We start from the raw sequence: 25,919 nt of genomic DNA, 5'->3' as shown, positions 1-25,919 counted from the left end.
GTGAGTGAGAAGTGGCGCGGCGTCGTGGCGGCGCTGCTGAATCCCGATCTGCGCGCGGCACTCGGCGAACTCAGCGCCGACGTACGGCTGACGGATGCGCGCCGGGCGCGTGCCCTGCAACGGCTCACCGAACTGGGGCTGGCCGAGACCAACGCGGCCGGCGCTGTCGGCTTCACGGATGCCGCGCTGCGCGCTCTGCTCGCAGAAGACGTTCCGGTGCGCCCGACGGGCCCCGAGCGCTTTCTCGACGCGGACGGCAAGATCGACCGCTACCCCATGAAGGCGCCGGAACGCCGGGCGCTGCTCGTCTGGATCGTCGAACGAGCATTCTCCCCCGGTGAGATGCTCAGTGAGTCAGCGCTGAATGAGCGGCTGAGCGCGTACACATCGGACGTGGCCGTGCTGCGCCGGTACCTCGTCGACCACGACCTGGTTGAGCGCACACGTTCGGGCTCTCAGTACGCGCGCGTCACTGCGGAGTGATCTCGATCCACTCGCCGAACTTCGCGACCCGGCCGTCACCCGACGACGTGTGCGTGAGGCGACGCTTGATCCAGGGCAGCACATGGGCTCGGTAATACGCCCCGCCCTTGAGGCCCGTGTCGGGCATCTCCGGCAGTGACCACCAGCCGGCTGGCGGACGCTCTCCGACAGCGGTGAGAACGCGTGCCGCGACGCGGTGATGCCCGCGCGGGTTCATGTGCAGACGGTCTGCCGACCAGTAGCCGGGTGTGCTCAGCTCACGATCAGGCCAGTTCCACGCCGTGACGACATCGGTGCGTTCTGCCAGCCTTGCCACCACCGCGGCAGACAGCTCGTCGCCGCGGCGCTGGATCAGATGACGCATGGGCAGCTGCGCGGACGGGTTCGCTCCCGACAGCGCGATCAGCGTCACACCCTCTTCGTCACAGCGTCGCAGCACCTGCAGGAACAGTTCGGACACGTGCTCGATCGACGTGTGCGGGCGCAGCATGTCGTTCCCGCCGCCGTTGAACGAGAGGTGCGTCGGCTTCAGTGCCAGTGCGGGCTCGAGCTGCTGCTCGACGATGGGCTCGATGAGTTTGCCGCGGATCGCGAGGTTCGCGTACTCGATCGGTTCGCCGCTCGAGTTCGCCCATCCCTGCGCCACGAGGTCTGCCCAGCCGCGGGCTGTGCCATCGGGAAGCTCGTCACCCACGCCCTCTGTGAACGAGTCGCCGATTGCCACGAAACGCACCGCTGCCATTGCTCAAGCCTACGTCTGCGCCGCAGGTGCGCTTGACGACGTAGGGTGGCGCCATGGCGCTCTTCGCCGACCGTGCCGATGCCGGCCGCGACCTCGCCGCGCACCTCGAGCAGTGGCGTGGCTCGGATGCTGTCGTCGCGGGGATCGCGCGCGGTGGTGTGGTGGTCGCAGCTTCTGTCGCCGCCGAGCTGACCCTGCCGCTGACGGCGGTGGCGGTGCGCAAGCTCGGAATGCCGGGGCGCGAAGAGGTCGCCCTCGGTGCGATCGCCGAGGGTGTGACCGTCATCGACGAGCGTGCCGGCGGGCACGGTGCGGTCAGTGAAGCCGACCTGACCCGCATCGAGGCGCGTGAGCGTGCCGTGCTCGCGCGTCGTCAGGAATTGATTCGGGATGCTGTGCCCGCCCTCGACGGCAGAGCCGTGCTTCTTGTCGACGACGGCATCGCCACCGGGTCGACGGCACGCGCGGCCGTGCGCAGCCTGCGGGCCCGCGGAGCGGCGAGGGTCGTGCTCGCGGTTCCGGTCGCGCCCACGGAGTGGCTGCCCGAACCGGGCAGCGTCGATGAGTACGTGTGTGCGCATCCGATCGAGCGACTCTGGGCCGTCGGTAGTTACTACGACGACTTCACACAGACGACGGACGAGGAGGTCGTGCGGTTGCTTCGGGCCGGGGGTCGTTGAGCGAGCGGGGCCGGAGTCGTTTCGACTCGCGGCTGCTCCGCTCGCTCAACGACCGGGCGGCGTCAGCTCGCCGGGGCGAGCAGCGCCGTGCGCAGCGTGTCGAGACCGACGCCGCCCAGATCGAGCGCGCGCTTGTGGAACTGCTTGATGTCGAAGGCCTCGCCCTGCGCGGCCTTGTACTCGTCGCGCAGCTGCTCCCAGATGCGCTGGCCGACCTTGTACGACGGCGCCTGTCCCGGCCAGCCCAGGTAACGGTTGACCTCGAACTGCACGAAGGCGTCGGACATGTTCACGTTGTGACGCATGAACTCCAGGGCGAAGCCGGCGTCCCAGGTCGCCCCGTCGTCGCCGAGATGCTTCCAGGCGGCCGGGCGCGGCTTGCCGAGGTGCACGCCGATGTCGAGCACCACACGAGCGGCGCGCATGCGCTGGCCGTCCAGCATCCCGAGGCGATCCGCCGGGTCGTCGAGGTACCCGAGCTGCTCCATGAGCCGCTCCGCGTAGAGCGCCCATCCTTCGGCGTGCCCCGACGTGCCCGCCAGCAGGCGGCGCCAGGCGTTGAGCTCTCCGCGGTTGTACACGGCCTGCGCGATCTGCAGATGGTGCCCGGGCACACCCTCGTGGTACACCGTGGTCAGTTCACGCCAGGTGTCGAAGTCTTCGACTCCCTCGGGAACGGACCACCACATGCGTCCCGGACGTGAGAAGTCATCGGTCGGGCCCGTGTAGTAGATGCCGCCCTCCTGGGTGGGCGCGATCATGCACTCGATGCGCCGCACGGGCTCGGGGATGTCGAAGTGCGTCTTGCCCAGTTCGGCGATGGCCCGGTCGGCCGTGGACTGCATCCACTCCTGCAGCGCCTGGGTGCCGTGCAGTCGGCGCACGGGGTCGGCCTCGAGGAACGCGATGGCCTCCTCGACCGAGGCGCCGGGTGCGATCTCGTTCGCGACAGCCTCCTGCTCGGCGATCATGCGGTCGAGCTCTTCGAGGCCCCATTCATAGGTCTCGTCGAGGTCGATCGTCGCGCCGAGGAACTGCCGCGAGAACAGGCTGTACAGCTCGCGTCCCACTCCGTCCTGCTCAGTCGCAGCCGGTGCCAGCTCGGTCTGCAGGAAGTCGGCGAGCTTGTCATAGGCGACGCGCGCACCGCCGGCCGCGTCGGCCAGATGACGGGCGAGGGATGCCGGCAGCTGCCCTTCTGCGGGAGCGGCTTCGCCCGCGAACGCGGCGAAGAAGCCGTCGTCGGCCGTGTAGCGGGCGATCTGGGTGGCGACCTCGTTCACCTGGCGCCGCGCCGGGACCACGCCCGACTCGATGCCGGTCCGCAGCGTCTCGATGTAACCGTCGAGCGCCGCGGGGAGCGTGTCGAGGCGCTTGGCGATGACCTCCCAGTCATCGACCGTGGCCGTCGGCATGATGTCGAGGGCGTTGCGCAGGTCCTGCGCGGGCGACGCGATGACGTTCAGGTCGCGCAGGTGCGCCTTCGCTTCATACGTCTCGAGCACGAGCTCGAGCTGCCCCGTCAGGTCCATCTTCGTGACCTCGTCGATCGGGTCGACGGGGGTCGCCGCACGCAGCTCGGCGAGCCGCTGACGTGCGCGCTCGGCGCCCACGTCAGCACCCGCCGGCGACAGGTCTCCATAGCGGTCGTTGTACTCGTCGCGCCCGATGTAGGTGGCGATCGTCGGGAACAGCTCGGCGAGGTCGTCGACCCACGCTTCGGCGATCGTGTCGACCGGCGTGGGGGTGCGTTCGGATTCCGTCATTGGTGTCATCCTCTTCGTGTCCGGCCCGGTGGGGCCTGTGTGATCCGCGATCCGCCGCGTGGTGCGGCGTCGGAGCGGAGGTCGTCAGTGCCCGGCCTCGTCCCAGTTCGGCCCGCGGCCGATCTGCACGTCGAGGGGAACGGTCAGTGCTGCGGCATCCCCCATCCGATCGCGCACGATGTGCTCGACGGCGTCCCACTCCCCCGGCGCCACTTCCACGACCAGTTCGTCGTGGATCTGCAGAAGCACGCGGGAGGCCAGCTGCTCTTCGCGGAGCTGACGGTGGATGCGCAGCAGCGCGATCTTCATGATGTCGGCGGCGCTGCCCTGGATCGGCGCGTTCAGTGCCGCACGCTCGGCGTTCTCGCGCAGCACGCGGTTGGGGCTGCCCAGGTCGGGGAACGGGCGGCGGCGGCCGAAGATCGTCTCCGTGTAGCCGTCGACCCGCGCCTTCTCGACGGACGCGCGCAGATAGTCGCGCACGGCGCCGAAGCGGGCGAAGTACTCGGTCATGAGCTGCTTGGCCTCGGACTGCTCGATGCGCAGCTGCTTCGACAGGCCGAACGCGCTCAGCCCGTACACGAGCCCGTACGACATGGCCTTCACCTTGGTGCGCATGAACGGCGTGACCTCGGCGGGCTCGACGCCGAACACCCGCGAGCCGACGTACCGGTGCAGGTCTTCGCCGCTGCGGAACGCGTCGATCAGGCCCGGGTCTTCAGAAAGGTGCGCCATGATGCGCATCTCGATCTGCGAGTAGTCCGCGGTCAGGAGGGTCTCGTAGCCCTCTCCGACTTCGAAGGCCGCGCGGATGCGGTGGCTCTCATCGGTGCGGATCGGGATGTTCTGCAGGTTCGGGTCGGTGCTCGACAGGCGCCCGGTCTGGCTGCCGGTCTGCAGGTAGGTCGTGTGGATGCGGTGGTCGGGCCCGATGGCGACGTCGAGCGACTCGATGATCTGCCGCAGCTTCGTGGCTTCGCGGTGCTGCAGTAGCAGGTCGAGGAACGGGTGCGGGCTGCTCTCCTGCAGGGCGGTGAGGGCCCCGGCATCGGTCGAGTATCCGGTCTTGGTCTTGCGGGTCTTCGGCAGGCCGAGCTCGTCGAAGAGCACTTCCTGCAACTGCTTGGGAGAGCCGAGGTTCACCTCGCGCCCGATCGCCGCGAATGCATCATGGGCGATGGCGTCGGCCCGCGCGCCGAGCTCGCCGGAGAAGGCGCTGAGCTTGTCGTGCGACACGGCGACACCGGCGAGCTCCATGTCGGCGAGGGCCACCAGCGTGGGCATCTCGATGTCGGTCAGCACCGCCTCGACACGCTCGGGCAGTGCGGCGCGCTGCGCTTCGGCTACCCGCAGCACGTACCACGAGAGCTGCCCCGGCGTCGCGCCCTCGTGTTCGGGCACGAGCTGGGTCGGGTCGGCTTCGGGGAGCTTCTCGTCGAGGAAGCGCTCGACGAGATTGCCGAGTGTCTTGTCGGGCAGTGCGGGACGCGCGAGCCACCCGGCGATCAGCACATCGTGGACGATGCCGCCGAGGTCGGAGCCGGTCCGGCGCAGAGCCTTGAGCTGCGGCTTGGCATCGCACAGGAGCTTCGGTGCGTCAGAGGCCAGCCACGAGCCGATGGATGCCGCCACCTCTGGTGACCAGGATGCCTCGGCCGCGGCATCCATCGTCGCGAACCCGATGCGGTGCGGCGCGCCGCCCTCGACGGTCACCGTGACCCCCACTTCGCCCTCGGTCTCGCCCAGCCACGCCGCAAGCGCATCGGCATCGAGCTGCGCCGGCTCGGGCGCCGTGGCCGCGGGCAGATCGGGCTCGTCTTCGACGGTGCCGGTCGCCTCGTACAGGCGCGCGGTCAAGGTGCGGAACTCCAGACGCGAGAAGATGTCGCGCACCGCCTGCGTATCGATCGGCTTGACCGCGAGATCGGCGGGCGTGACCGGCAACGGCACATCGCGCAGAAGGCGGTTCAGGCGGCGGTTGCGGCGGACGTCATCGATGTGCTCGCGCAGGTTGCCGCCGACGACGCCCTTGATCTGGTCGGCGCCCTCGAGGATCGCGTCGAGCGAGCCGAACTGGGTGAGCCACTTGACCGCGGTCTTCTCCCCCACCTTCGGAACGCCCGGCAGGTTGTCGCTGGTCTCGCCGACGAGCGCTGCGACGTCGGGATACTGCTCGGGTGGGACACCGTAGCGCTCCATGACCGCAGCAGGGTCGTAGCGCTTCAGCTGCGAGACGCCCTGCACACTCGGATAGAGCAGCGTGACCTCGTCGTTGACGAGCTGGATGCTGTCGCGGTCGCCCGAGCACACCAGCACGTTGTAGCCCTCGGCCGAGCCCTGCGTCGACAGCGTGGCGAGGATGTCGTCGGCCTCGACGTCTTCGGCCGTCAGCACGGTGATGCCCATCGCGCCCAGACACTCCTGCAGAAGCGGGATCTGGCCGCGGAACTCTTCGGGTGTCTCCGACCGGGTGCCCTTGTACTCGGCGTACTCGCGGGTGCGGAAGGAGACCCGCGACGTGTCGAACGCGACGGCGATGTGGGTGGGCTGCTCTGCCTTGATGAGGTTGATGAGCATGGACAGGAACCCGTAGATGCCGTTGGTGTGCTGCCCGTCTTTCGTCGAGAAATTCTCGATCGGCAGAGCGTAGAACGCACGGTACGCCAGCGAATGGCCGTCGACGATCAGGAGGGTAGGCTTTGCGGAGTCCGTCACCCTGTCAGCCTAGTCAGGGCTTCCGACGTCCGCCGCCCGAAGGAGAGTCATGCCCGTCGATCCCCCCGCAGCCCCCGCCGCGACCTGGGACGACAGGTCGACCGACCCGCTGGAGTGGGCAAGGTCACGCGGCAACGGGGCCCTCGCCGAGAAGATGGGCTTCGAGTGGCTCGAGTTCACCGACGAGCGCTGCGTGGCACGCATGCCCGTCGAGGGCAACACCCAGCCCGTGGGGCTGTTCCACGGCGGCGCCTACGTCGTGCTCGGCGAGTCGCTGGGGTCGATGCACGCGAACTGGCACGCCGGTCCGGGGCGGCTCGCGGTCGGCGTCGACATCAACGCGACGCACACCCGCTCGGCGACCACGGGGTTCGTGACGGGTGTGTGCACGCCGATCCATCTCGGACGAAGCGTGATGGTGCACGAGATCGTGCTCAGCGATGACGCGCGCCGGCGGTGCTCCACCGTCCGCATCACGAACATGGTGCGCGACCTGCCGCCGCGCTGAGCGCCCTACTTCTTCTTGGGCGCGAGCTGCTCGATGATCGCCTTGGCGACGTCCTGCATGGTCAGGCGGCGGTCCATCGATGCCTTCTGGATCCAGCGGAAGGCCTCGGGCTCGCTCAGCCCCATCTTCTCGTTGAGCAGGCCCTTGGCACGGTCGACGAGCTTGCGGGTCTCGAAGCGCTCGACCATGTCGGCGACCTCGGCCTCGAGCGTGATGATCTGCTCGTGGCGCGCCAGGGCGATCTCGATCGCCGGCAGCAGGTCGTTCGGGGTGAAGGGCTTCACGACATAGGCCAGGGCGCCCGCCTCACTCGCGCGCTCGACGAGCTCCTTCTGGCTGAACGCCGTCAGCAGCACGACGGGGGCGATGTTGCCCTTGCTCAGCTTCTCGGCGGCGGAGATGCCGTCGAGCTGGGGCATCTTCACGTCCATGATCACCAGGTCGGGCCGCAGCTCGGTCGCGAGCTGCACGGCGGTCTCGCCGTCGCCTGCCTCACCGACCACGTCGAAGCCGTTGTCCCGCAGGATCTCGACGATGTCCAGACGGATCAGCGATTCGTCCTCGGCGACCACGACGCGGCGCGGTGCGGATGCGGACCCGGAGTTCTGTTCCTGCTCAGTCACCCTAAGATCCTACGGTATTGTCAGAGATCGGCGTGCGCAGCGCGTCGGTGTGCGCCGATGTGGCGGAATGGCAGACGCGACCGACTCAAACTCGGTTGCCCGCAAGGGCGTGTGGGTTCGACTCCCACCATCGGCACGGTTCTTCTTCCCCCTCTCGACGCGTCGTCCCCGCCACCGCGTTCCCCGTTGCCGGGCCCCTCGGAGTGTGGGATCCTGAAGACAACGGCGATGGAGTCCGCCGGGGCGTTGGCCCGAACCGCAAGAGCGCTGATGGCACCTGTGACGAGAGGAGTCACGGGTGCCTGTCATCTCCCCCGGTGCATCGCGCACCGACACGGTTTTTCGAAGCGTTCTCACCCCCGGCGATCGAGGTGTTCCCTCTGACCGCCGCACGTCGGATGATGCGCTGCACGATCTGGCACTCGACCAGGTGCTGGACCGGCTGATAGAGCGTGCTCCCGCTGCCGCCGACGCGTTTCGCACTCTCTGCACCGATGAGGCCGAGGTCTCGTATCGGCAGGAGGTCTTCGCAGCCCTCGACGACGACGTTCTCCGCACGGGGGTGAAGACGTTCCTGCAGGAGATGGACCGCGCCGATGTCGCCGATGCGGGGGCTGCGCATGCCCACTACCCGTTCGAGGGCGAGTTCTGGCGGTTGGAGGCTGTGCTGCGCTACGCGGGCGCCGTGAACGCCCTCGCCGATTGCGTGTCTGACAACGCTTCGACACCCCGCTCCGCCGCGTTGACGGGGTTGGCCGGTCATCTGGCCGACTACCGTTCCTCCGCCGTGTTCACGCGGCTGGAACAGGAGGCGCAGGGGTGCCGCGAGGAGCTTGACGCACTGGAGTACAACATGCTGATCCGCGGCGGGAAGGTGATCGTCGCCCCCACCGACGACGAGGACGACCTCCGCGAGGCAGTCCTCGAGACCTTCGCTCGCTTCCGCTCCGCAGACGCCGAGTTCGCCGCTGAGACATTTCGCGATCCGGGGTTGGATCACGTGCAGGCGTGGGTGCTCGAGAAAGTCGCCCTCGTGCGCCCGGGCGCTTTCGAACGGCTGCGGCGGTTCACCGCAAGCACCGACGGGTACCGGGATGAGGTCGTACAGCGGTTCGCTGCCGAGGTCTGGTTCTATCTGGCCTGGCTCGAGCACATCGCTCCCCTGCAGGCGGCAGGGCTCCCCTTCTGCTCTCCCACGGTCTCCGCCGAGACCAAGGAGCTGGACGCCCGCGACACGTTCGACGTCGCCCTGGCCACCCGACTGGTCGCCGACGGGGAACCGGTGGTGCGCAACGACATCCGCCTCGACGGCGGCGAGCGCGTGATCGTCGTCTCCGGTCCGAATCAGGGCGGCAAGTCGACCACGGCCCGGGCATTCGGGCAGTTGCACCATCTGGCGGGGATCGGATGCCCCGTCCCGGGGCGGACGGTGCGGGTGTTCCTGTGCGACCGCGTGCTCACCGCCTTCGAGCGCGAGGAGCAGCTGGACGACCTGGAGGGCCGCCTGGGAGCCGAGATCCAGCGGATGCATGAGCTGCTCGCCCACGCAACCGGGCGTTGTGTGCTCGTGCTCAACGAGGTGTTCTCATCGACCGCGCTGCAGGACGCCCGCATCCTCACCCGCGACGTCCTGCACCGCATCCTCGATCTGGATGCCCTCGCGATCTGCGTCACGTTCATCGACGAGCTCTCACGGCTCGACGAGCGCACGGTCTCGATGGTCAGCACCGTCGACCCGCACGATGCCGCTGTCCGCACCTTCCGCGTGGAGCGACGGCACGCCGACGGCCGTGCGTACGCCCGCGCCTTGGCCGCCCGGCACGGACTGACCGGCCCTCAGACCACCGAACGGATGAGCACACGAAAGGGGCAGGAACGATGAAGGTCAGGCTGCTCGACCCCGACACGGACTTCGATCCCGACGCTGCGGAGCCCGGCACCGCCGACGATCTGCGTCGCGACCTCGAACTCGACTTCCTGTGGGACGCGATGGGTGCCGGCGACGGATTCCTGCGTGCGGTCGCACGAGCCGCGACCGTCCGGCCGGCGACCCATCCTGAGACCATCGCGTACCGACAGGATGCCCTGCGGGACGTGTTCGAGAACCCGGATGCCGTCTCCCGCCTGTATGCGGTGACGATGGACGCCCTGGCGGTGCGGCGCGGAATCCTCATGATGCCCGTGCGTGGACGCCCCGAGATCACCCTCTCCCACTCCGTGCGGATGCTCACCCAGCTCGCCGACCGCCTCGACACTCTCCGCACGCTGTGCGCCGAGGTGACCGACGCATTCCGGTCCGCCGCGTTCCGGGAGCTGTTCGCCGTCGTCGTCCGCGAACTCGACGACTCCTACATGCAACGCATGCGCGGTCAGCTCAAAGAGCTCGAGTTCGGGCCGGGCATGCTCATGAGCGCCCATGTCGCGCGTGACGGGCAGGTGACGGGGCAGATCCTGCGGCGTGGCAAGCGTGCCAACCAGGGGTTCTTCGACCGAACGCCCCTACGCAAACCACGGTTCGCGTTCACGATCCCCGAACGCGACGAAGCCGGCTTCAATGCGCTCGCCGACCTCCGGGCCCGCAGCGTCGCGGAGGTCTCCGCCGCCGTGCACGAATCCACCGAACACGTTCTGGACTTCTTCCGGCAGCTGCGCATCGAGCTCGCCTTCTACCAGGCCGTCGCGAACCTGCGCGCGGCCCTCGAAGGCGTCGGCGTACCCACCTGCATCCCGGAGGTCACAGACAGGCCAGGCTGCACCGCGGTCGCACTGTGCGACCCGTGTCTCGCGCTGCGCGCCGGCACCGCGCCGGTCGGAAACGACCTCGACCTGGCCGACGGCCGACTGCTCGTCATCACCGGCGCCAATCACGGCGGCAAATCCACCTTCCTGCGCGCCCTGGGCGCAGCGCAGCTGATGGCCCAGTCGGGAGGTGTCGTCGCGGCATCCCGCTTCTCATGCCCGGCGGTGGGCCAGGTGCTCACCCATTGGACCCGCGAGGAGGACCCCGAACTGCGCCACGGCAAGCTCGACGAAGAACTCGACCGGATGAGCGGACTCATCGACCGCACCCGGCCCGGCGACCTGCTCCTGTGCAACGAGTCCTTCGCGTCGACCAACGAAGCCGAAGGATCCCAGATCGCCCTCGATGTGACGTCCGCCCTTATCAGGGCAGGCGTGCGCGTGCGATACGTCACCCATATGTACGACTTCGCCCACGCCGTCCAGGATGCGGGCCTGGGCGCCGAATTCCTGCGCGCCCCGCGCGACGCCGCCGGTGCACGCAACTACCGGCTCGAAGCAGGCGCACCGCTTGCCACGAGCTACGGGGTCGACCTGTACGACCGTGTCTTCGGCACGCGTCTCGCTCACGTCGGCAGCGAAGACGGACCCGACGATCACCATACAGAAGGAGACTCCCATGCCCGATGACAGCAAGGTGACGATCAGTGCCGTCGCCGCGCGCCAGACCCTCGACTCCCGCGGGTACCCCACGGTTGCCGTCCGCCTGACGCTCGACGACGGCGCCACCGTGGACGCCTCGGCCCCCGCCGGAGCGTCGACGGGTGAGTTCGAAGCGGTAGAGCTCCGTGACGGCGATGACGCATACTCCGGACGCGGTGTACGCCAAGCCGTGGCATCCGTCACGGGAGAGCTCGCCGAAGCCCTGACTTCGCACCCCTGGGCCACCCTGCATGAGCTCGACGCGGCGATGATCGACGTGGACGGCACCGACAACCTTGCCCGGCTCGGCGCGAACGCCGTGGTCGCCGTCTCGATCGCGGCGACACGGGCCTTCGCCCACGTCGCCGACACGAGCGTGCATGCGTGGCTGGCGCGACTGACCGGCAGTTCCGAGCGCTTGCCGGTCCCGCACTTCAATGTGCTCAACGGCGGTGCGCATGCGGCGAACCCCCTGGATTTCCAGGAATTCATGGTCGCGCCGGTGGGGGCCGCGAGCGAAGAGGAAGCGGTGCAGACCGGAGCCGAGGTCTATCACGCCCTCGCAGCCCGCGTGAAGCAGCGCTTCGGCACCGCAGGCCTCGGTGACGAGGGCGGTTTCGCCCCCGACGTGGCCAACCCACACGAAGCCCTCGACCTGCTGGTCGCAGCCATCGAAGACACAGGGCTGACCGCCGCAGTCGATGAGGTGGCGATCGCGATCGATCCCGCCGCCAACGGCTTCTACCAGGGGGACGGCCGATATCGCGTGGACGGCCGTGTGCTCGACCGCGGGCAGCTTGTCGACTACTACGAGCGACTCCTCGATACCTACCCGCTGCGGAGCATCGAAGACGGGTTCGCGGAAGATGACCACGAAGGGTGGCGGCTGATGTTCGATGCCACCGGGCGGCGCACCCAGCTCGTCGGCGACGACCTCTACGTCACCGACGCGCGCCGCATCGAAGAGGGCGCGCTCAGTCACTGGTCGAACGCTGTGCTCATCAAGCCCAACCAGATCGGCACGGTCACCGGAACCCTCGACGCGATCACCGTCGCCCGCGAGCACGACATGCGATGCATGGTGTCGCACCGCTCGGGCGAGACGACCGACGACTTCATCGCCGACCTTGTCGTCGGCACCGGCGTGGGACAGATCAAGTCCGGCGCGCCGGCACGCGGTGAGCGCGTGGCCAAGTACAACCGGCTCATGGAGATCGAAGCCGAGTCCGGCGGCATACCCTACGGACTCGCGGAAGGATCTGCACGATGACCGCCACGGTCTACCTCGTCCGTCACGGCCGGACCACCCTGAACGCGCAGGACCGGCTGCGCGGGCTGTCGGACCCTCCCTTGGACGACGTGGGGGTCGCCCAGGCCGAGGCTGTGGCCGCGGTGCTCGCCGGAAACGACATCGCCGCCGTCTACTCGAGTCCTCTGCAGCGTGCGGTTTGGACGGCCGAGGCGATAGCCGCGCAGTTCGGCCTGTCCGCGCGCCCGGATGCGCGGTTCAACGACCGAGACTACGGACCGTGGACGGGGCATGAACGTCGCGCCGTGATCGAAGAGTTCGGATCGGTGGATGCCGCACCCGGCGTCGAGGCCACCGCCGATGTACTCGCACGCGTCCGTCCTGCCCTTGACGCCGTGCTCCAGGAGGATCGCGCGGTCGTCATCGTGTCCCACGATGCGGTCATCAAGCCGCTCATCGCGGGTTTCGCCGAAGGCGAAGAACCCGTCATCCCCACCGGATCATGGTCGGAGCTGCAATGGGACAACAGCGGTTGGCGCGTCATCGTCGCGGGTCGCATCCCCGATCTCACCGCCGGATGACGCATCATGCGCAACCGGTGCCTCTTCATGCCGTGAGGAGTGCACGATGATGCTCGACGGATACCTCGGTCCACGTGAGCCGGCGGAGCTTCACGGCGGGTTGACCAACATCGAGGTCGAGAGGGCCCGTGCAGAGTACGGCTTCAACGAGGTCCCGGAGAAGTCGACCGGGCCGGTGCGGGGCACGGTGAAGCGGATGTGGGACCCGGTGTCGTGGCTGTTGGAAGCCGCGATCATCTTCGAGTTCGTGCTGGGGCAGACCATCCAGGCCGTCTTCGTCCTCGCCCTTCTGGCCTTCTCGGCCGTCACCGGGCAGGTGCAGGCCTCGCGGGCGGCGAAGGCGATCGGGTATCTGCACGAGCGGTTGCAGGTGTCGGCCCGCACCCTCCGGGATGGGACGTGGGCGATACTGCCGGCCCGTGAGCTGGTGCCCGGCGATGTCGTCCACATCGGCGTCGGCGACATCGTGCCTGCGGACCTGCACATCACGCAGGGCACGGTGAGCGTGAACGAGGCCGCCCTGACCGGCGAGTCGGCCGATCTCACCAAGACAACCGATGAGGCTCTGCCGCAGGCGGCGACGATCAGTCATGGGGCCGCGATCTGCATCGTGACCGCCACAGGCGCGTCGAGCTCGTACGGCAAGACCGCCGAGCTGGTGCGCACCGCCGAGCCCCCGGGCCGATTGCAGAAGCTGCTGTTCACGATCGTGCGCTACCTGGCGTTCCTCGACGTCGTCCTCGCCGTCGTCCTCGTCATCGCCGCCGTGATCCGGGGCGAGTCGTGGGTCGATCTCCTGCCGTTCGTGGTCATCCTCTTCATCGCCACCATCCCCATCTCCATGCCCTCCAGCTTCACTGTCGCGAATTCGCTCGAGGCCCGCGTCCTCGCCGAGAAGGGCACGCTCGTGGTGGGCCTGTCCGGCATCCAGGAAGCCGCGACGATGGACGTGCTGCTGGTCGACAAGACGGGCACGCTCACCCGCAACCGGCCCGAGATCGCGAAGCTGCTCGGGTTCGGCGGCGTCACCGGCGCCGAAGTGCTGCGCCTGGCCGTCGCGGCGACGGACGCGGACGCGCGCGACACCATCAGCGCCGCGATCGCCCGTGCTGCCGGCCAGGATGCGGCCTTCCGGCCGCTGACACGACTCTCGTTCATCGCGTTCGACCCGGTCGCGAAGGTGTCTCGGGCCCGCGTCGCCGGCGACGGCCAAGCCGTGGCCGTCGTGCTCGGCGCCCCGGCCGCGCTGGCACGTCTCGCGTCGACGCCGGTCGAGTACGCCGAGCACGTCGATGAACTGGCCGCAACCGGTGCGCGGGTGCTGGCCCTGGCGGCAGGGCCAAACGAGTACGAACTGCGCGTGCGGGGGCTGGTCGCGCTCGCGGACTCTCCGCGTGAGGATGCCGCCGAGATGCTGGCTCTGGTGCGCGAGCGCGGAGTGCGGGTCATCATGATCACCGGCGACAGCCTGCGCAGCGCGCAGGCGATCGCCGCGCAGGTCGGCATCGGCGAGCGAGCCGGCATCCGGCAGGACGCACTCTCCCACCCCGGCGACTTCGACGTGCTGGCCGAGGTCTACCCCGAAGACAAGCACGTCGTGGTTGCGACCCTGCAGAAAGCCGGGCACGTGGTCGGGATGACCGGCGACGGCATCAACGACGCCGCCGCCCTCAAGCAGGCCGATGTCGGGATCGCCGTCGCGGACGCGACCGACGTCGCCAAGTCCGCCGCCCGCATCGTGCTGACCGCTGAGGGGCTGGGCGGGGTGCCTGAGTCATCGACAGCGGACACCGTGTCTACCGACGGATGATGACGTGGACCATCACCAAGCTCGCCCGCACCGCCGAGCTGGCCACGCTGCTGACCTTCGGGTTCATCATGGCAGGGTTCTTTCCCGTCTCCCTCAGCCTGATCGTGCTCATCGTGATCCTCAACGACCTGGTGACCCTCACACTGGGCACGGACCGAGCCGGCGCCTCCACGAGCCCGGAGCGGTGGGACATGCCCCGCTTGGCGCGTACCGCGGCAATCTTCACCGTCGGCTGGGCGGCCGTCGGCCTCGGTCTACTCGCGTATTACCTGGGCGTGCAGAACCTCGCTCCCGCGCAGATCAGTTCGCTCATGTTCGCGTACCTGATCTACTCGGCAATGGCCACCATCCTGATGACCCGATCCCGCAACGTGTTCTGGCGATCCGCGCCGTCCCGGTGGGTCGGCAGCGTGGTCGCCGGCAACATCATCCTGACGACACTGCTCGTTCTGCTCGGGGTGCTCACCGCTCCCGTCCCCCGGTCATCGCTGCTGCTCGTGGCCGTGGTCACGATCGTCGTGACGCTCATCCTCGACGCGATCAAGGTGCACGTCTACCGCCGCGTGACAGATCAGGCGGACTTCTCGTAGACCCATACCGCGTTGGTGGGTGGGAACCAGTGACCGGATGCCGGGTCGATGAGCGTGTAGTCGGCCAGGTGTCGGACGTACTCGGGCTGGACATACGAGCGCGCGCGCAGCAGCCGCAGGCTGCGGCCGGTGACGACACTGTGCCGGTAGCCGTCGAGGGTGTCCAGCTGGTACCGCTCCTGCGACTCGCGGGGCAGGGAGTCCCTGCCCCAGGTGAGGGTGAGGACGGCCTCGGCGACCGCGTGGCGGGTGCCGATCCAGGCCCCCGGTCCGGCATGGGCGAGGGCGAGTTCCCGGTGCGGGGTGAGGGCGAGGTAGTCGGTGACGAGCTCGTCGTCGGGGGCTGTGAGCGTCGCAGGCTCACCAGGACGCTCGGGCATGACGCCGTTGCGGATGATCAGCCGGCCACCGGATCGGAGGGATGCTGCGGCGAGGTCGAGGGCCTCGGCGACAGCCGGGTACCCGCCGGCATAGGAGTAGACCTCGTGCAGCACGCTGCAGAACACGATGTTGTCCAGTGGGGCGAGACCGGGCAGCTGCGCCACGGAACCGGCCACCGCCGTCACCCCAGAGAGGTCGCGGAGGCGTGCGAGGGCGTCCGGTGCGTCGTCTATCGCGTACACACCACTGATGCCGTCCCGAGCCGCGAACAATGCGGACAGCTCTCCCCCACCGGCGCCGACGTCGGCGACGCTGCCCGGCACGAGTGCGTCCGCCAGGCGCGCCTTGTCGCCGAGCGCGGCTGCCATCCGCTCGAAGTAGCGATTCTCAAGCGTGGAGCGTACGGGTGCGGGCATGGGCACCTATGCCTGCGGCCGTTGTTCGGGTGCGAGCAGGCTCCGGATCAGGGTGACCGTCTCGTCCTTCCTGGCCGGGTCGCTGGCGGCTGCGATCAGCGTCAGCGCCGTGAGCATGTTCCCGGGGATGGCCCGGTCCAGCTCGATGCCGTTGCGGTCCAGGAAGTACGCGAACAGGGCTGCGGCGGTGCGCTTGTTCCCGTCGCTGAACGGGTGGTCCTTGGCGACCATGTAGAGCAGGTTCGCGGCTTTCTCCTGCGCGCTCGGGTACAGGTCCTGGCCCCCGAAGGTCTGGTCCAGCTGCCCGAGCACCCCATGGATCGACTCGTCTTTCGGGATGCCGAGGCGCTCGTCGGTCGGGTACCGGTCGCGGAGCTCGGCGATGATCCGGTCGACGTCGTCGATGTCGATGCGAGCGGTCGCAAGCTCCTCCCGCGGTGCGGTCAGCTCTCCCCGGTCGAAGTCGGCCAGCCGGTCCAGGTCGCCGGCATACCGTTGCATGATCCGGCCGATGCCGGCCAGCTGCTCGTCCTTGGAGGTCGCCAGCAGCTCCCCCAGCTGCTGGGTGCGGTGCAGCCGTGCCGCGTTCTCGTCCAGGATCCGCTGCCGAAGGACATTCGTCGCCCACTTCCGGAAGTGCACACCGCGGGGCGAGTGCACCCGGTAGCCGACGGAGATGATCGCGTCCAGGTCGTAGTGCTGGATGCTGCGCGTGACGTCTCGCGAGCCCTCACGTCGAACCAACAAGAAATCCTTGTGAGTTGCCGCCTGGTCGATCTCACCATCGTCGATCGCGTTCTGCAGATGCAGGCTGACGTTCTGCTGTGTCGTGCCGAACAACTCCGCCATCTGTGCTTGCGTGGCCCAGACCGTGTCACCGTCGAACCGCACCTGGAGGCTTACGGCTCCATCCGGCGACGAGTAGAGTTCCACAGCCGTCTCCTGGACCGCCTGCGGGAGCAGCCCCGCCTCCGTGGCGGATTGGACTTTGGGCGTGATCGAGCCACGGTCCGACTTCTGGGTAGTCTTCCCCTGCGGCTGTGATTCACCCATTCCCGTCCTTCGCTCTTCTGCGAGTCTTCCACGGACGACGTGCGGTGACGAGATCATCATCACCCGCCGCGCACCCGCACCCGCCGCGCATTGACGGCGTTCAGCGTGGCGATCACTGCGATCACAAGCACGGCCGCCGCCACGACTCCCGTCGCCGAGAGCACGGTGGCCACCGGCAGCAGGATCCAGGGCAGCACCACGCCGGCGGGCGCCCACAGCACGACGGCCCGCCACCCCGCGCCGTAGCGCAGCGACTCGGCGCCGCTCGCCAGGAAGAAGAGACTCACCCCGACCGCCAGGCACACCGCGGCTGATGATGGCAGGGCCGCCGCGGCATCCGCCACGGCCGTCCCCACGGCGACCGCGAAGAGCACGACGCCTGCGATGAGCACGAGCGGCAGGTACATCACCGTGTCACGCAGACCGCCGACACTCCCCCGCAGCTGCAGGCGATGCAATCCCGTCTCGACGGCCCCCGGCGCGAACGTGAAGAAGACCCACGCGAGCAGCACAATGGCGACGAAGCCGAGCAGCGCCGCCAGCCACGCCGGTGGACCCCAGTGTGCCGCGAGCTGCGTGATCACGCTCAGAACCGACTCGCCGAACACGATCACCACCAGCAGGCTCACGCGCTCGACAAGGTGACCGACGTCAAGAGTGCGCTGCAGCCAGCCCGTCGCGCCGCCGAGGACGGCCAGCAGCACGATCTCGACGGCCACCGCAAGGGCCCACAGGCCGTACCGCCACGGCGCCGGCACCCAGATCGAGACCACCCAGAGCAGCGCCGGCACGAGGCAGTACACGAACGGACGCCACCACGCCGCACCCGTCGCGCCGCGCTTCATCCACCACGGCAGCATCCACACCACCCGGATCACCGCGTTCCCGATCGCGAAGCCCGCGGCCCGGGCCCCCAGCGCCTCCGGGACAGACGCCGCCATGACACCCACCGCGATCATCGCGACCGCGACCGAGACCCAGAGCACCGAGGTCACCCGTGCGCCGAACAGGTTCATGGTGACGCTCGCATTGACCCAGGCCCACCAGCCGGCGGCCAAAAGCACGGAGAATGCCACGGCGTCACGCCCCGAAGGGGCGCCGTGCAGCATGTGCGCCACCTGCCCGATGTACGCGACCATGACCAGGTCGAACAGCAGCTCGAGCCAATGGACACGACGGCCCGGCGTCACCTGCGGCTGCTCGCTCACCGGCTCAGCATAAAACGAAGCGGGATGCCCCAACCCGGGGCATCCCGCTTCATGATCCGCTCAGCTGCGACTACGCCTTGTGGTCGCGGTAGATGGGTGCGTTGCCGTGCACGGCGTCGCCCACCTTGTGGATGCGGATGTCGTTCGTGGAGCCGATGATTCCGGGAGGGGAACCGGAGATCACGACGACCTTGTCGCCGACCTCGCACAGCTTGTTGCCGAGGAGGTGCTCATCGACCTGGATGAACATGCGGTCGGTGTGCGGCACGTGCTCGACCAGCGACGACTGGATGCCCCAGGTGATCGCCATGCGGCGGCGGATCGCCGGGTCGGGTGTGAACGCCAGCATGGGGATGCGCGGACGCAGCCGCGACATGCGCCGCGCGGTGTCGCCCGACTCGGTGAAGATGCACAGGTACTTCGCCTCGACGAACTCGGCCACCTCGAGAGCGGCGGCGGTGATCGCACCGCCCTGCGTGCGAGGCGTGGTGCCCAGTGGCAGGATGCGCTCGAGCCCGTGGTCTTCGGTCGACGCGACGATGCGCGCCATCGTCTGCACGACGACGACCGGGTACTCCCCCACGCTCGTCTCGCCGGAGAGCATGACCGCGTCGGCGCCGTCGAGCACGGCGTTCGCCACGTCGCTGGTCTCGGCACGAGTGGGCACGGGGTTGTTGATCATCGTCTCGAGCATCTGCGTCGCGACGATGACGGGCTTGGCCATGCGGCGGCACAGCTCGACCGCGCGCTTCTGCACGATCGGCACGGCCTCGAGCGGCAGTTCGACGCCGAGGTCACCGCGCGCGACCATGATGCCGTCGAAGGCGTCGATGATCTCCTCGAGGTGGTCGACCGCCTGAGGCTTCTCGATCTTCGCGATGACGGGGACGCGCCGGCCCTCTTCGGCCATGATCTCGTGGACGCGCTCGATGTCCTTCGCGTCGCGTACGAACGAGAGCGCGATGAGGTCGGCGCCGGTGCGCAGGCCCCAGCGCAGGTCGGCCTCGTCCTTGTCGCTCAGCGCCGGCACGTTCACGGCGACGCCGGGCAGGTTGATGCCCTTGTTGTTCGAGACCGCACCGCCGACGATCACCTTGGTGGTGACGACCGTTCCGTCCGTCTCGACGACCTGCACCCGGACCTTGCCGTCGTCGATCAGGAGGAAGTCGCCGGGCTTGACGTCCTGCGGCAGGCCCTTGAACGTCGTGCCGACGATCTCCTTCGTACCCGGCACGTCTTCGACCGTGATCTTGAAGATGTCGCCCTCGGCGAGCTCGTGGGGGCCGTCGGCGAACTTGCCGAGGCGGATCTTCGGCCCCTGCAGGTCGACGAGGACCGCCACGGGACGCTTCGCGTCCTCGGCCGCCTTGCGCACGTTGGCGAAGTTGTTGTCGTGCACGGTGTAGTCACCGTGACTGAGGTTGAAGCGGGCGACGTCCACACCGGCGTCGATGATCGCACGGACCATCTCATACGTCGATGTGGCCGGGCCCAGGGTGGCGACGATTTTCGCGCGTCTCATACCGAGCAGTACTCCGGGTTTCTGTCATTTTCCGCGAATGTTTCGCGGAAGAAGGGGTTGCGCCCAGCCTACGCGGGCTGTAGGCCGATCGCGACATCGTTTGCGTTGACGACCGCGGGGAGAGCGGTCTCCCCCACGAGGAAGCGGTCGGCGGCCGCGGCCGCCGCTCGTCCCTCGGCGATCGCCCACACGATCAGCGACTGGCCGCGGCCCGCATCGCCGGCGACGAACACGCCGGGGACCGACGTCTCGAACTTCGGCGTGCGCGCGATGACGCCGCGCTTCGTGAACGGCAGCTCGATCTGTGCGTCGAGAGCCTCGCGCTCGGGGCCGGTGAACCCCATTGCGATCAAGACCAGGTCCGCGGGGATCTCCCGCTCGGTGCCGGCCTTGGGAACACGCGTGCCGTCGACGTACTCCGTCTCGGCCACGCGCAGCGCGCGGACGGTGCCTTCGTCATCGGTGAGGAACTCCACCGTCGACGCCAGGTAGGCGCGCTCGCCGCCCTCCTCGTGGGAGGACTGCACCTCGAACACGGTCGGGTACATCGGCCACGGCTGGTGCTCGGGGCGGTCGACCGACGGCTGTCGCCCGATCGCAAGGTTCGTCACGCTGCGCGCGCCCTGGCGATGCGCCGTGCCGATGCAGTCCGATCCCGTGTCGCCGCCGCCGATGACGATGACGTGCTTGCCCTCGGCCGTGATCTGGTCAGGGACCGTGTCACCGGCTTCGACGTGGTTGGCCTGGACGAGATAGTCCATGGCGAAGTGGATGCCGCGGGCATCGCGGCCGGGGATCGGCAGATCACGCGGGACCGTCGCGCCGGTGGCGACCACGACCGCGTCATACCGCGCGCGCAGATCGCTCCAGCTGATGTCGCGACCGATCTCCACGCCCGGGCGGAACTTGGTGCCCTCGGCCTCGAGCTGCTTCAGGCGGGCGTCGACCACGGCCTTCTCCAGCTTGAAGTCGGGGATGCCGTAGCGCAGCAGGCCGCCGATGCGGTCGTCGCGCTCGAACACGGCGACGGTGTGCCCGGCGCGGGTGAGCTGCTGCGCGGCGGCCAGGCCCGCCGGGCCCGAGCCGACGACGGCGACCGTCTTGCCGGTGAGACGTCCCGGAGGCTGCGGTGTGACCCAGCCGCGGGCGAAGGCCTCGTCGGCGATGGTCTGCTCGATGCGCTTGATCGTCACCGGCGGCTGGTTGATCCCCAGCACACAGGCGCTCTCGCACGGTGCCGGGCACAGCCGCCCGGTGAGCTCCGGGAAGTTGTTCGTCGCATGCAGCCGCTGGCTGGCCGAGTGCATCTCATCGCGCCGGGTGAGGTCGTTCCACTCGGGGATGAGGTTGCCCAGAGGACACCCCTTGTGGCAGAAGGGCACGCCGCAGTCCATGCAGCGGCTCGCCTGGCGCTGCACCATGGGCAGCTGCGTCGGCTCGTAGACCTCTTTCCAGTCCATGAGCCGGACCGGCACCGGGCGACGCGGCGGAAGCTCCCGCTCGGTCACCTTGAGGAAGCCTTTCGGGTCAGCCATGGGTCACCTCCAGAATCCGGTTCCAGACGACGTCGCCGTCGGGGTCCAGCCCCTCGTCCAGGGCTGTCTGCCGGGTGCGCAGCACCGCGGCGTAATCGCGCGGCAGCACCCGGACGAAGCGGGCCACCTCCGCCTCGAAGTCGTCGAGGATCGCCGCGGCGCGCGTCGATCCCGTCTCTGCGCGGTGCCGTTCCAGCAGATCGCGCAGGATCGTGGCATCCGCGCTCCCCAACCCGGTCAGCTCGATCTCGCCCGACGCGAGCGCCTCGGCGTTGACCTTGGCCTCGTCGAGGTCGTACACGTACGCCGTGCCGCCCGACATGCCGGCGCCGAGATTGCGGCCGGTGCGCCCGAGGATCACCGCGAGCCCGCCGGTCATGTACTCGAGCGCGTGGTCGCCCACGCCCTCGACGACCGCGGTGGCCCCCGAGTTTCGCACGAAGAAGCGCTCGCCGACGACACCGCGCAGGAACATGCTGCCGCTGGTCGAGCCGTAGCCGATCACGTTGCCTGCGATGACGTTCTCGGTCGCGTCGAAGATCGACCCGCGCGGCGGACGGATGACGATCTGACCGCCCGACAAGCCCTTGCCGACGTAGTCGTTGGAGTCGCCCTCCAGCCGCAGGCTGATGCCCGCGGGCAGGAACGCCCCGAAGGACTGCCCGGCCGAGCCACTCAGGTTCAACTCGATCGAATCGGCCTGCAGACCGTGCTCGCCGCGCGCCTTGGTCACATGGTGGCCGAGCATCGTGCCGATCGCCCGGTCGGTGTTGTGCACCGCGAGGTCGAGGCTGATGTGGCCGCCGTGCTCGATGATGTCGTGTGCGCGCTCGATGACCGGCACGTCGAAGTGGTCTTCGATGTGGTGCTCCTGCGCGCGCATGTGGCGCCGCGGCGCGTCGGGCCCGAACGCCGGTCCGTGCAGGATCGGGCTGAGGTCGAGACCCTCGGTCTTGAAGTGCCGCACGGCGTCGTCCACGTCGAGCATCTCGGTGTGTCCGACCGCCTCATCGATCGAGCGGAAGCCCAGCGACGCGAGATGCTCGCGCACCTCCTCGGCGATGAACTGCATGAAGTTCACGACGTGCTCGGCCTTGCCGGTGAAGCGGTCACGCAGCAGCGGATTCTGCGTGGCGACGCCGACGGGGCAGGTGTCGAGGTGGCACTTGCGCATCATGATGCAGCCCTCGACGACGAGCGCAGTGGTGGCGAACCCGAACTCCTCCGCGCCCAGGAGCGCCGCGATGACGACATCGCGCCCGGTCTTGAGCTGCCCGTCCGCCTGCACGACCACGCGATCGCGCATGCCGTTGAGCATGAGCGTCTGCTGGGTCTCGGCCAGGCCCAGCTCCCACGGGGTGCCCGCGTGCTTGAGCGAGTTGAGGGGGCTCGCGCCCGTGCCGCCGTCGTGGCCGGAGACCAGGATGACGTCGGCCAGGGCCTTGGCCGTGCCCGCGGCGACCGCGCCGATACCCGACTGGCTCACCAGCTTGACGTGCACGCGTGCCTTGGGGTTGGCCCGCTTCAGGTCGAAGATCAGCTGCTTGAGGTCTTCGATCGAGTAGATGTCGTGATGCGGCGGCGGCGAGATCAGCCCCACGCCCGCGGTCGCATGCCGCGTGCGGGCGATCCACGGATACACCTTCGCCGGCGGCAGCTGACCGCCCTCACCGGGCTTCGCGCCCTGGGCGAGCTTGATCTGGATGTCGTCGGCCTCGGTGAGGTACAGGCTCGTGACACCGAACCGCCCCGAGGCGACCTGCTTGATCGCGCTGCGGCGTCGCGGGTCCAGGAGACGGTCGACGTCTTCGCCGCCCTCGCCCGTGTTCGACTTGCCGCCGATCGAGTTCATGGCGATCGCCAGGGTCTCGTGGGCCTCCTGCGAGATCGACCCGTAGCTCATCGCGCCGGTCGAGAACCGCTTGACGATCTCGGACACCGGCTCGACCTCGTCGAGGGGAACGGCGGGCCGCTCGTCGGTGCGCAGCCGGAACAGGCCGCGCAGCGTCTTCAGCTCGGCCGCCTGGTCGTCGACCAGCGACGTGTACTCGCGGAAGATGTCGTACCGACGCGTGGCTGTGGAGTGCTGCAGCCGGAAGATCGTCTCGGGGTTGAAGAGGTGCGGCGGGCCTTCGCGGCGCCACTCGTACTCACCGCCCGTCCAGAGGCGCTCGTGCGTGCGCGCGGCGTCGTCCTTCGGGTACGCGAAGTCGTGGCGCACCTGGTTCTCGGCCTCGATGTCTTCGAGGGTGATGCCGCCGACCTTCGACTCGGTCCCGGTGAAGAAGTCATCGATGAGCTCCTGGCCCAGGCCGATCGCCTCGAACACCTGCGCGCCGGTGTACGACGAGACGGTGGAGATGCCCATCTTCGACATGATCTTCAGCACGCCCTTGCCGAGCGCGTAGATGATGTTCGACACGGCCTTCTCGGGCGCGAGCCCGGTGATGGCACCCGAGCGGACGAGGTACTCGACGGTCTCCATCGCCAGGTACGGGTTGACCGCCGAGGCGCCGTAGCCGAGGAGGGTCGCGACGTGGTGCACCTCGCGGACATCGCCGGCCTCGACCACGAGCGCGACCTTCATGCGGTCCTGCTGGCGGATGAGGTGGTGGTGCACCGTCGACAGCAGCAGCAGGGACGGGATCGGGACCAGGTCCTTGTCGGAGTCACGGTCGGAGAGGATCAGGAACTCCGCACCGTCGGCGATCGCGGCATCCACCTCGGTGCAGATCTCCGCCAGGCGCTTGCGCATCGTGCCGGGTCCGGCGTCGAAGTGGTACAGGCCGCGGATCGTGACCGCCCGGCGGCCGGGCATCGTGCGCTCGATGTTCTGGATCTTCGCGAGCTCGTCGTTGTCGAGCACCGGGAAGTCGATCGTGATCTGACGCGCGTGGTCGGGGCCCCACTCGAGGAGGTTGCGCTCGGGGCCGATGCCGGTGCGCAGGCTCGTGACGACGGCCTCGCGGATCGAGTCCAGCGGCGGATTGGTCACCTGGGCGAACTGCTGCGTGAAGTAGTCGAACAGCAGTCGCGGCCGCTCGCTCAGCACGGCGACGGGCGTGTCGGTCCCCATGGCGCCGATCGGCTCGGCGGCGTTCTGACCCATCGGGGTGAGCAGGATGCGCACCTCTTCTTCGGTGTAGCCGAAGGTGCGCTGACGACGTGTGATCGAGGCGATCGGGTGCACGACGTGCTCGCGCTCGGGCAGCTCGCTGAGGGCCAGCTTCTGGCGCAGCCAGAGGTCCCAGGGGTGCAGGCGCGCCAGCTCGGACTTGATCTCCTCGTCCTCGACGATGCGGTGCTGCGCGGTGTCGACGAGGAACATCCGGCCGGGCTGGAGCCGACCCCGGCGCTGGATGCGCTCGGGCTCGAACTCGAGAACGCCGGTCTCGCTGCCGATCACGACGAGTCCGTCGGTCGTCTGCGTCCAGCGTCCGGGACGCAGTCCGTTGCGGTCGAGCGTCGCGCCCACGAGCGTGCCGTCGGTGAAGATCATGGCGGCCGGGCCGTCCCACGGCTCCATCTGCAGCGCGTGGTACTCGTAGAACGCGCGCAGGTCGGGTGCCAGATCGGTGCGGTTCTCGTATGCCTCCGGAACCATCATCAGCATCGCGTGCGGCAGGCTGCGTCCCGTGAGCGTCAGCAGCTCGAGCACCTCGTCGAACGACGCCGAATCGCTCGCCCCCTCGGTGCAGATCGGCAGCAGCGGCTCGATGTCGCCGAGCAGCTCGGAAGCCAGCTGCGACTGCCGGGCACGCATCCAGTTGCGGTTGCCGCCCACGGTGTTGATCTCGCCGTTGTGCGCGAGCATGCGCAACGGCTGCGCCAGCGGCCACGACGGGAAGGTGTTCGTCGAGTACCGGGAGTGGACGACGGCCAGCTCGGAGGTGAAGCGCTCGTCCTGCAGGTCGGGATAGAACGGCTCGAGCTGCAGGGTCGTGACCATGCCCTTGTAACCGAGAGTGCGCGCCGACAGGGAAACAAAATACGCGCCCAGTTCATGCTGGGCGCGCTTGCGCAGACGATAGACCCGACGGTCGAGCTCGAGCCCGGACATCGCCGGCGCACCGCCGATGGCGGGCCGGGACAGGAAGAGCTGCTCGAAGACGGGGCGGGCGTCGTACGCGAGCTTGCCCAGGTGCGCGTCGTCGGTGGGCACCGCGCGCCAGCCGAGCACGACGAGGTTCTCGCCCGCGGCGAGCTTCTCGATGCCCGACTTCTGCGCGGCGCGCTCGCTCGCGTCCTGCGGCAGGAAGACCATGCCGGCGGCGTACTCGCCCACCGGAGGCAGCGGGAATTCGACGACCTCGCGCAGGAACGCGTCGGGCATCTGCGTGAGGATGCCGGCTCCGTCACCGGTGCCCGCGTCGGAGCCGATGGCGCCGCGGTGCTCGAGGTTGCGCAGCGCGGTCAGCGCCAGCTCGATGATGTCGTGCCCGGGCTCGCCACGCAGCGTCGCGACCATGGCGAGGCCGCAGGCGTCCTTTTCGAACGCCGGGTTGTACAGGCCCTGGCGGGGCGGGAAGGTGCCACCGGGCGGGGACACTCGAGAGGTCGCTGACATGAGCTGCCGTCCTCACTGAACTCGGGATGGGACGACGTCGGCCCAGGGA

At 68.8% G+C, this 25,919-nt stretch carries 19 protein-coding genes, 1 tRNA gene and 1 riboswitch; of the genes, 10 read left to right on the top strand and 10 right to left on the bottom strand.

Annotated elements, in window-relative coordinates:
• Nucleotides 1-483: a DUF2087 domain-containing protein gene (locus ABMQ42_RS13415; RefSeq protein WP_349723492.1), complete on the top strand. Its 483-nt coding sequence runs from the start codon at nucleotides 1-3 to the stop codon at nucleotides 481-483.
• Here ABMQ42_RS13415 and ABMQ42_RS13410 read toward each other — a convergent pair.
• Nucleotides 470-1,225, bottom strand: a complete 756-nt coding sequence (locus ABMQ42_RS13410) for an SGNH/GDSL hydrolase family protein (RefSeq protein ID WP_349723491.1) — start codon at nucleotides 1,223-1,225, stop codon at nucleotides 470-472. The genes ABMQ42_RS13415 and ABMQ42_RS13410 overlap by 14 nt on opposite strands.
• Before the next feature lie 53 nt (nucleotides 1,226-1,278).
• Between ABMQ42_RS13410 and ABMQ42_RS13405 the strand changes: the two genes are divergently transcribed.
• A complete protein-coding gene (locus ABMQ42_RS13405) occupies nucleotides 1,279-1,905 on the top strand; it encodes a phosphoribosyltransferase (RefSeq protein ID WP_349723490.1) in 627 nt (208 codons plus the stop codon).
• Nucleotides 1,906-1,967: 62 nt separating this feature from the next.
• On the opposite strand, the gene ABMQ42_RS13400 is transcribed toward ABMQ42_RS13405, so the two are convergent.
• Complete coding sequence (locus ABMQ42_RS13400) at nucleotides 1,968-3,671, bottom strand: DUF885 domain-containing protein (protein ID WP_349723489.1); 1,704 nt, start codon at nucleotides 3,669-3,671, stop codon at nucleotides 1,968-1,970.
• An 84-nt stretch (nucleotides 3,672-3,755) separates the two neighbouring features.
• Entirely contained in the window at nucleotides 3,756-6,386 is a 2,631-nt protein-coding gene (gene polA / locus ABMQ42_RS13395) for a DNA polymerase I (protein ID WP_349723488.1), read from the bottom strand.
• Nucleotides 6,387-6,435: 49 nt separating this feature from the next.
• Here polA and ABMQ42_RS13390 point away from each other — a divergent pair, with 49 nt between their 5' ends.
• The gene (locus tag ABMQ42_RS13390; protein ID WP_349723487.1) at nucleotides 6,436-6,894 is read left to right on the top strand and encodes a PaaI family thioesterase; all 459 of its coding nucleotides are present in this window, start codon (nucleotides 6,436-6,438) and stop codon (nucleotides 6,892-6,894) included.
• 5 nt (nucleotides 6,895-6,899) lie between these two features.
• Here the strand turns inward: ABMQ42_RS13390 and ABMQ42_RS13385 are convergent, their stop codons facing one another.
• Nucleotides 6,900-7,517: an ANTAR domain-containing response regulator gene (locus ABMQ42_RS13385; RefSeq protein WP_129392231.1), complete on the bottom strand. Its 618-nt coding sequence runs from the start codon at nucleotides 7,515-7,517 to the stop codon at nucleotides 6,900-6,902.
• Nucleotides 7,518-7,570: 53 nt separating this feature from the next.
• On the opposite strand from ABMQ42_RS13385, the gene ABMQ42_RS13380 reads away from it, so the two are divergent.
• The 7 genes from ABMQ42_RS13380 (at nucleotide 7,571) to ABMQ42_RS13350 (ending at nucleotide 15,188) form a co-directional block, all read left to right on the top strand.
• Nucleotides 7,571-7,653: transfer RNA gene (locus tag ABMQ42_RS13380), tRNA-Leu, on the top strand.
• A gap of 79 nt (nucleotides 7,654-7,732) precedes the next feature.
• Nucleotides 7,733-7,804: riboswitch (Fluoride riboswitch) on the top strand.
• An 11-nt stretch (nucleotides 7,805-7,815) separates the two neighbouring features.
• Complete coding sequence (locus tag ABMQ42_RS13375; RefSeq protein ID WP_349723486.1) at nucleotides 7,816-9,399, top strand: MutS-related protein; 1,584 nt, start codon at nucleotides 7,816-7,818, stop codon at nucleotides 9,397-9,399.
• Nucleotides 9,396-10,946: a MutS-related protein gene (locus ABMQ42_RS13370; protein WP_349723485.1), complete on the top strand. Its 1,551-nt coding sequence runs from the start codon at nucleotides 9,396-9,398 to the stop codon at nucleotides 10,944-10,946. The genes ABMQ42_RS13375 and ABMQ42_RS13370 overlap by 4 nt, the downstream gene beginning before the upstream one ends.
• On the top strand, nucleotides 10,936-12,228 hold the full coding sequence (gene eno, locus ABMQ42_RS13365; RefSeq protein ID WP_349723484.1) for a phosphopyruvate hydratase: 1,293 nt from the start codon (nucleotides 10,936-10,938) through the stop codon (nucleotides 12,226-12,228). The genes ABMQ42_RS13370 and eno overlap by 11 nt, the downstream gene beginning before the upstream one ends.
• Nucleotides 12,225-12,788, top strand: coding sequence for a histidine phosphatase family protein (locus tag ABMQ42_RS13360; RefSeq protein WP_349723483.1), 564 nt, complete (start codon nucleotides 12,225-12,227; stop codon nucleotides 12,786-12,788). Before eno ends, ABMQ42_RS13360 begins: the two co-directional genes overlap by 4 nt.
• A 46-nt stretch (nucleotides 12,789-12,834) precedes the next feature.
• Nucleotides 12,835-14,598, top strand: a complete 1,764-nt coding sequence (locus ABMQ42_RS13355) for an HAD-IC family P-type ATPase (protein WP_349723482.1) — start codon at nucleotides 12,835-12,837, stop codon at nucleotides 14,596-14,598.
• Complete coding sequence (locus ABMQ42_RS13350; RefSeq protein ID WP_349723481.1) at nucleotides 14,598-15,188, top strand: HAD family hydrolase; 591 nt, start codon at nucleotides 14,598-14,600, stop codon at nucleotides 15,186-15,188. Before ABMQ42_RS13355 ends, ABMQ42_RS13350 begins: the two co-directional genes overlap by 1 nt.
• Here ABMQ42_RS13350 and ABMQ42_RS13345 read toward each other — a convergent pair.
• The 6 genes from ABMQ42_RS13345 to gltB all read right to left on the bottom strand — a co-directional run bounded on the left by ABMQ42_RS13345 (nucleotide 15,170) and on the right by gltB (nucleotide 25,870).
• Complete coding sequence (locus tag ABMQ42_RS13345; RefSeq protein ID WP_349723480.1) at nucleotides 15,170-15,985, bottom strand: methyltransferase domain-containing protein; 816 nt, start codon at nucleotides 15,983-15,985, stop codon at nucleotides 15,170-15,172. The genes ABMQ42_RS13350 and ABMQ42_RS13345 overlap by 19 nt on opposite strands.
• Before the next feature lie 6 nt (nucleotides 15,986-15,991).
• Complete coding sequence (locus ABMQ42_RS13340; RefSeq protein ID WP_349723479.1) at nucleotides 15,992-16,834, bottom strand: type II toxin-antitoxin system death-on-curing family toxin; 843 nt, start codon at nucleotides 16,832-16,834, stop codon at nucleotides 15,992-15,994.
• Between the two features lie 263 nt (nucleotides 16,835-17,097).
• Nucleotides 17,098-18,246 carry a low temperature requirement protein A gene (locus tag ABMQ42_RS13335; RefSeq protein ID WP_349723478.1) on the bottom strand — a complete coding sequence of 383 codons (1,149 nt, stop codon included), beginning with the start codon at nucleotides 18,244-18,246 and terminating at the stop codon, nucleotides 17,098-17,100.
• Between the two features lie 70 nt (nucleotides 18,247-18,316).
• Nucleotides 18,317-19,768, bottom strand: coding sequence for a pyruvate kinase (pyk, locus tag ABMQ42_RS13330; RefSeq protein WP_349723477.1), 1,452 nt, complete (start codon nucleotides 19,766-19,768; stop codon nucleotides 18,317-18,319).
• A 68-nt stretch (nucleotides 19,769-19,836) separates the two neighbouring features.
• Nucleotides 19,837-21,303, bottom strand: coding sequence for a glutamate synthase subunit beta (locus ABMQ42_RS13325; RefSeq protein ID WP_349723476.1), 1,467 nt, complete (start codon nucleotides 21,301-21,303; stop codon nucleotides 19,837-19,839).
• Entirely contained in the window at nucleotides 21,296-25,870 is a 4,575-nt protein-coding gene (gene gltB, locus ABMQ42_RS13320; protein ID WP_349723475.1) for a glutamate synthase large subunit, read from the bottom strand. Before gltB ends, ABMQ42_RS13325 begins: the two co-directional genes overlap by 8 nt.
• Nucleotides 25,871-25,919: the final 49 nt, after the last annotated feature.

It is taken from the genome of Microbacterium sp. KR10-403 (assembly GCF_040196215.1).
Taxonomy (GTDB): Bacteria; Actinomycetota; Actinomycetes; order Actinomycetales; family Microbacteriaceae; genus Microbacterium.
Note: the sequence above shows the minus strand (reverse complement) of the source record. Positions and strands in the feature narration are given on the sequence as shown.

Coding starts and splice junctions, on each gene's coding strand:
- ABMQ42_RS13410 (WP_349723491.1), bottom strand. CDS start 1,225: ATGGCAGCGGTGCGTTTCGTGGCAATCGGCGACTCGTTCACAGAGGGC.
- ABMQ42_RS13405 (WP_349723490.1), top strand. CDS start 1,279: ATGGCGCTCTTCGCCGACCGTGCCGATGCCGGCCGCGACCTCGCCGCG.
- ABMQ42_RS13400 (WP_349723489.1), bottom strand. CDS start 3,671: ATGACGGAATCCGAACGCACCCCCACGCCGGTCGACACGATCGCCGAA.
- ABMQ42_RS13390 (WP_349723487.1), top strand. CDS start 6,436: ATGCCCGTCGATCCCCCCGCAGCCCCCGCCGCGACCTGGGACGACAGG.
- ABMQ42_RS13370 (WP_349723485.1), top strand. CDS start 9,396: ATGAAGGTCAGGCTGCTCGACCCCGACACGGACTTCGATCCCGACGCT.
- eno (WP_349723484.1), top strand. CDS start 10,936: ATGCCCGATGACAGCAAGGTGACGATCAGTGCCGTCGCCGCGCGCCAG.
- ABMQ42_RS13360 (WP_349723483.1), top strand. CDS start 12,225: ATGACCGCCACGGTCTACCTCGTCCGTCACGGCCGGACCACCCTGAAC.
- ABMQ42_RS13355 (WP_349723482.1), top strand. CDS start 12,835: ATGATGCTCGACGGATACCTCGGTCCACGTGAGCCGGCGGAGCTTCAC.
- ABMQ42_RS13350 (WP_349723481.1), top strand. CDS start 14,598: ATGACGTGGACCATCACCAAGCTCGCCCGCACCGCCGAGCTGGCCACG.
- ABMQ42_RS13345 (WP_349723480.1), bottom strand. CDS start 15,985: ATGCCCGCACCCGTACGCTCCACGCTTGAGAATCGCTACTTCGAGCGG.
- ABMQ42_RS13340 (WP_349723479.1), bottom strand. CDS start 16,834: ATGGCGGAGTTGTTCGGCACGACACAGCAGAACGTCAGCCTGCATCTG.
- pyk (WP_349723477.1), bottom strand. CDS start 19,768: ATGAGACGCGCGAAAATCGTCGCCACCCTGGGCCCGGCCACATCGACG.
- ABMQ42_RS13325 (WP_349723476.1), bottom strand. CDS start 21,303: ATGGCTGACCCGAAAGGCTTCCTCAAGGTGACCGAGCGGGAGCTTCCG.
- gltB (WP_349723475.1), bottom strand. CDS start 25,870: ATGTCAGCGACCTCTCGAGTGTCCCCGCCCGGTGGCACCTTCCCGCCC.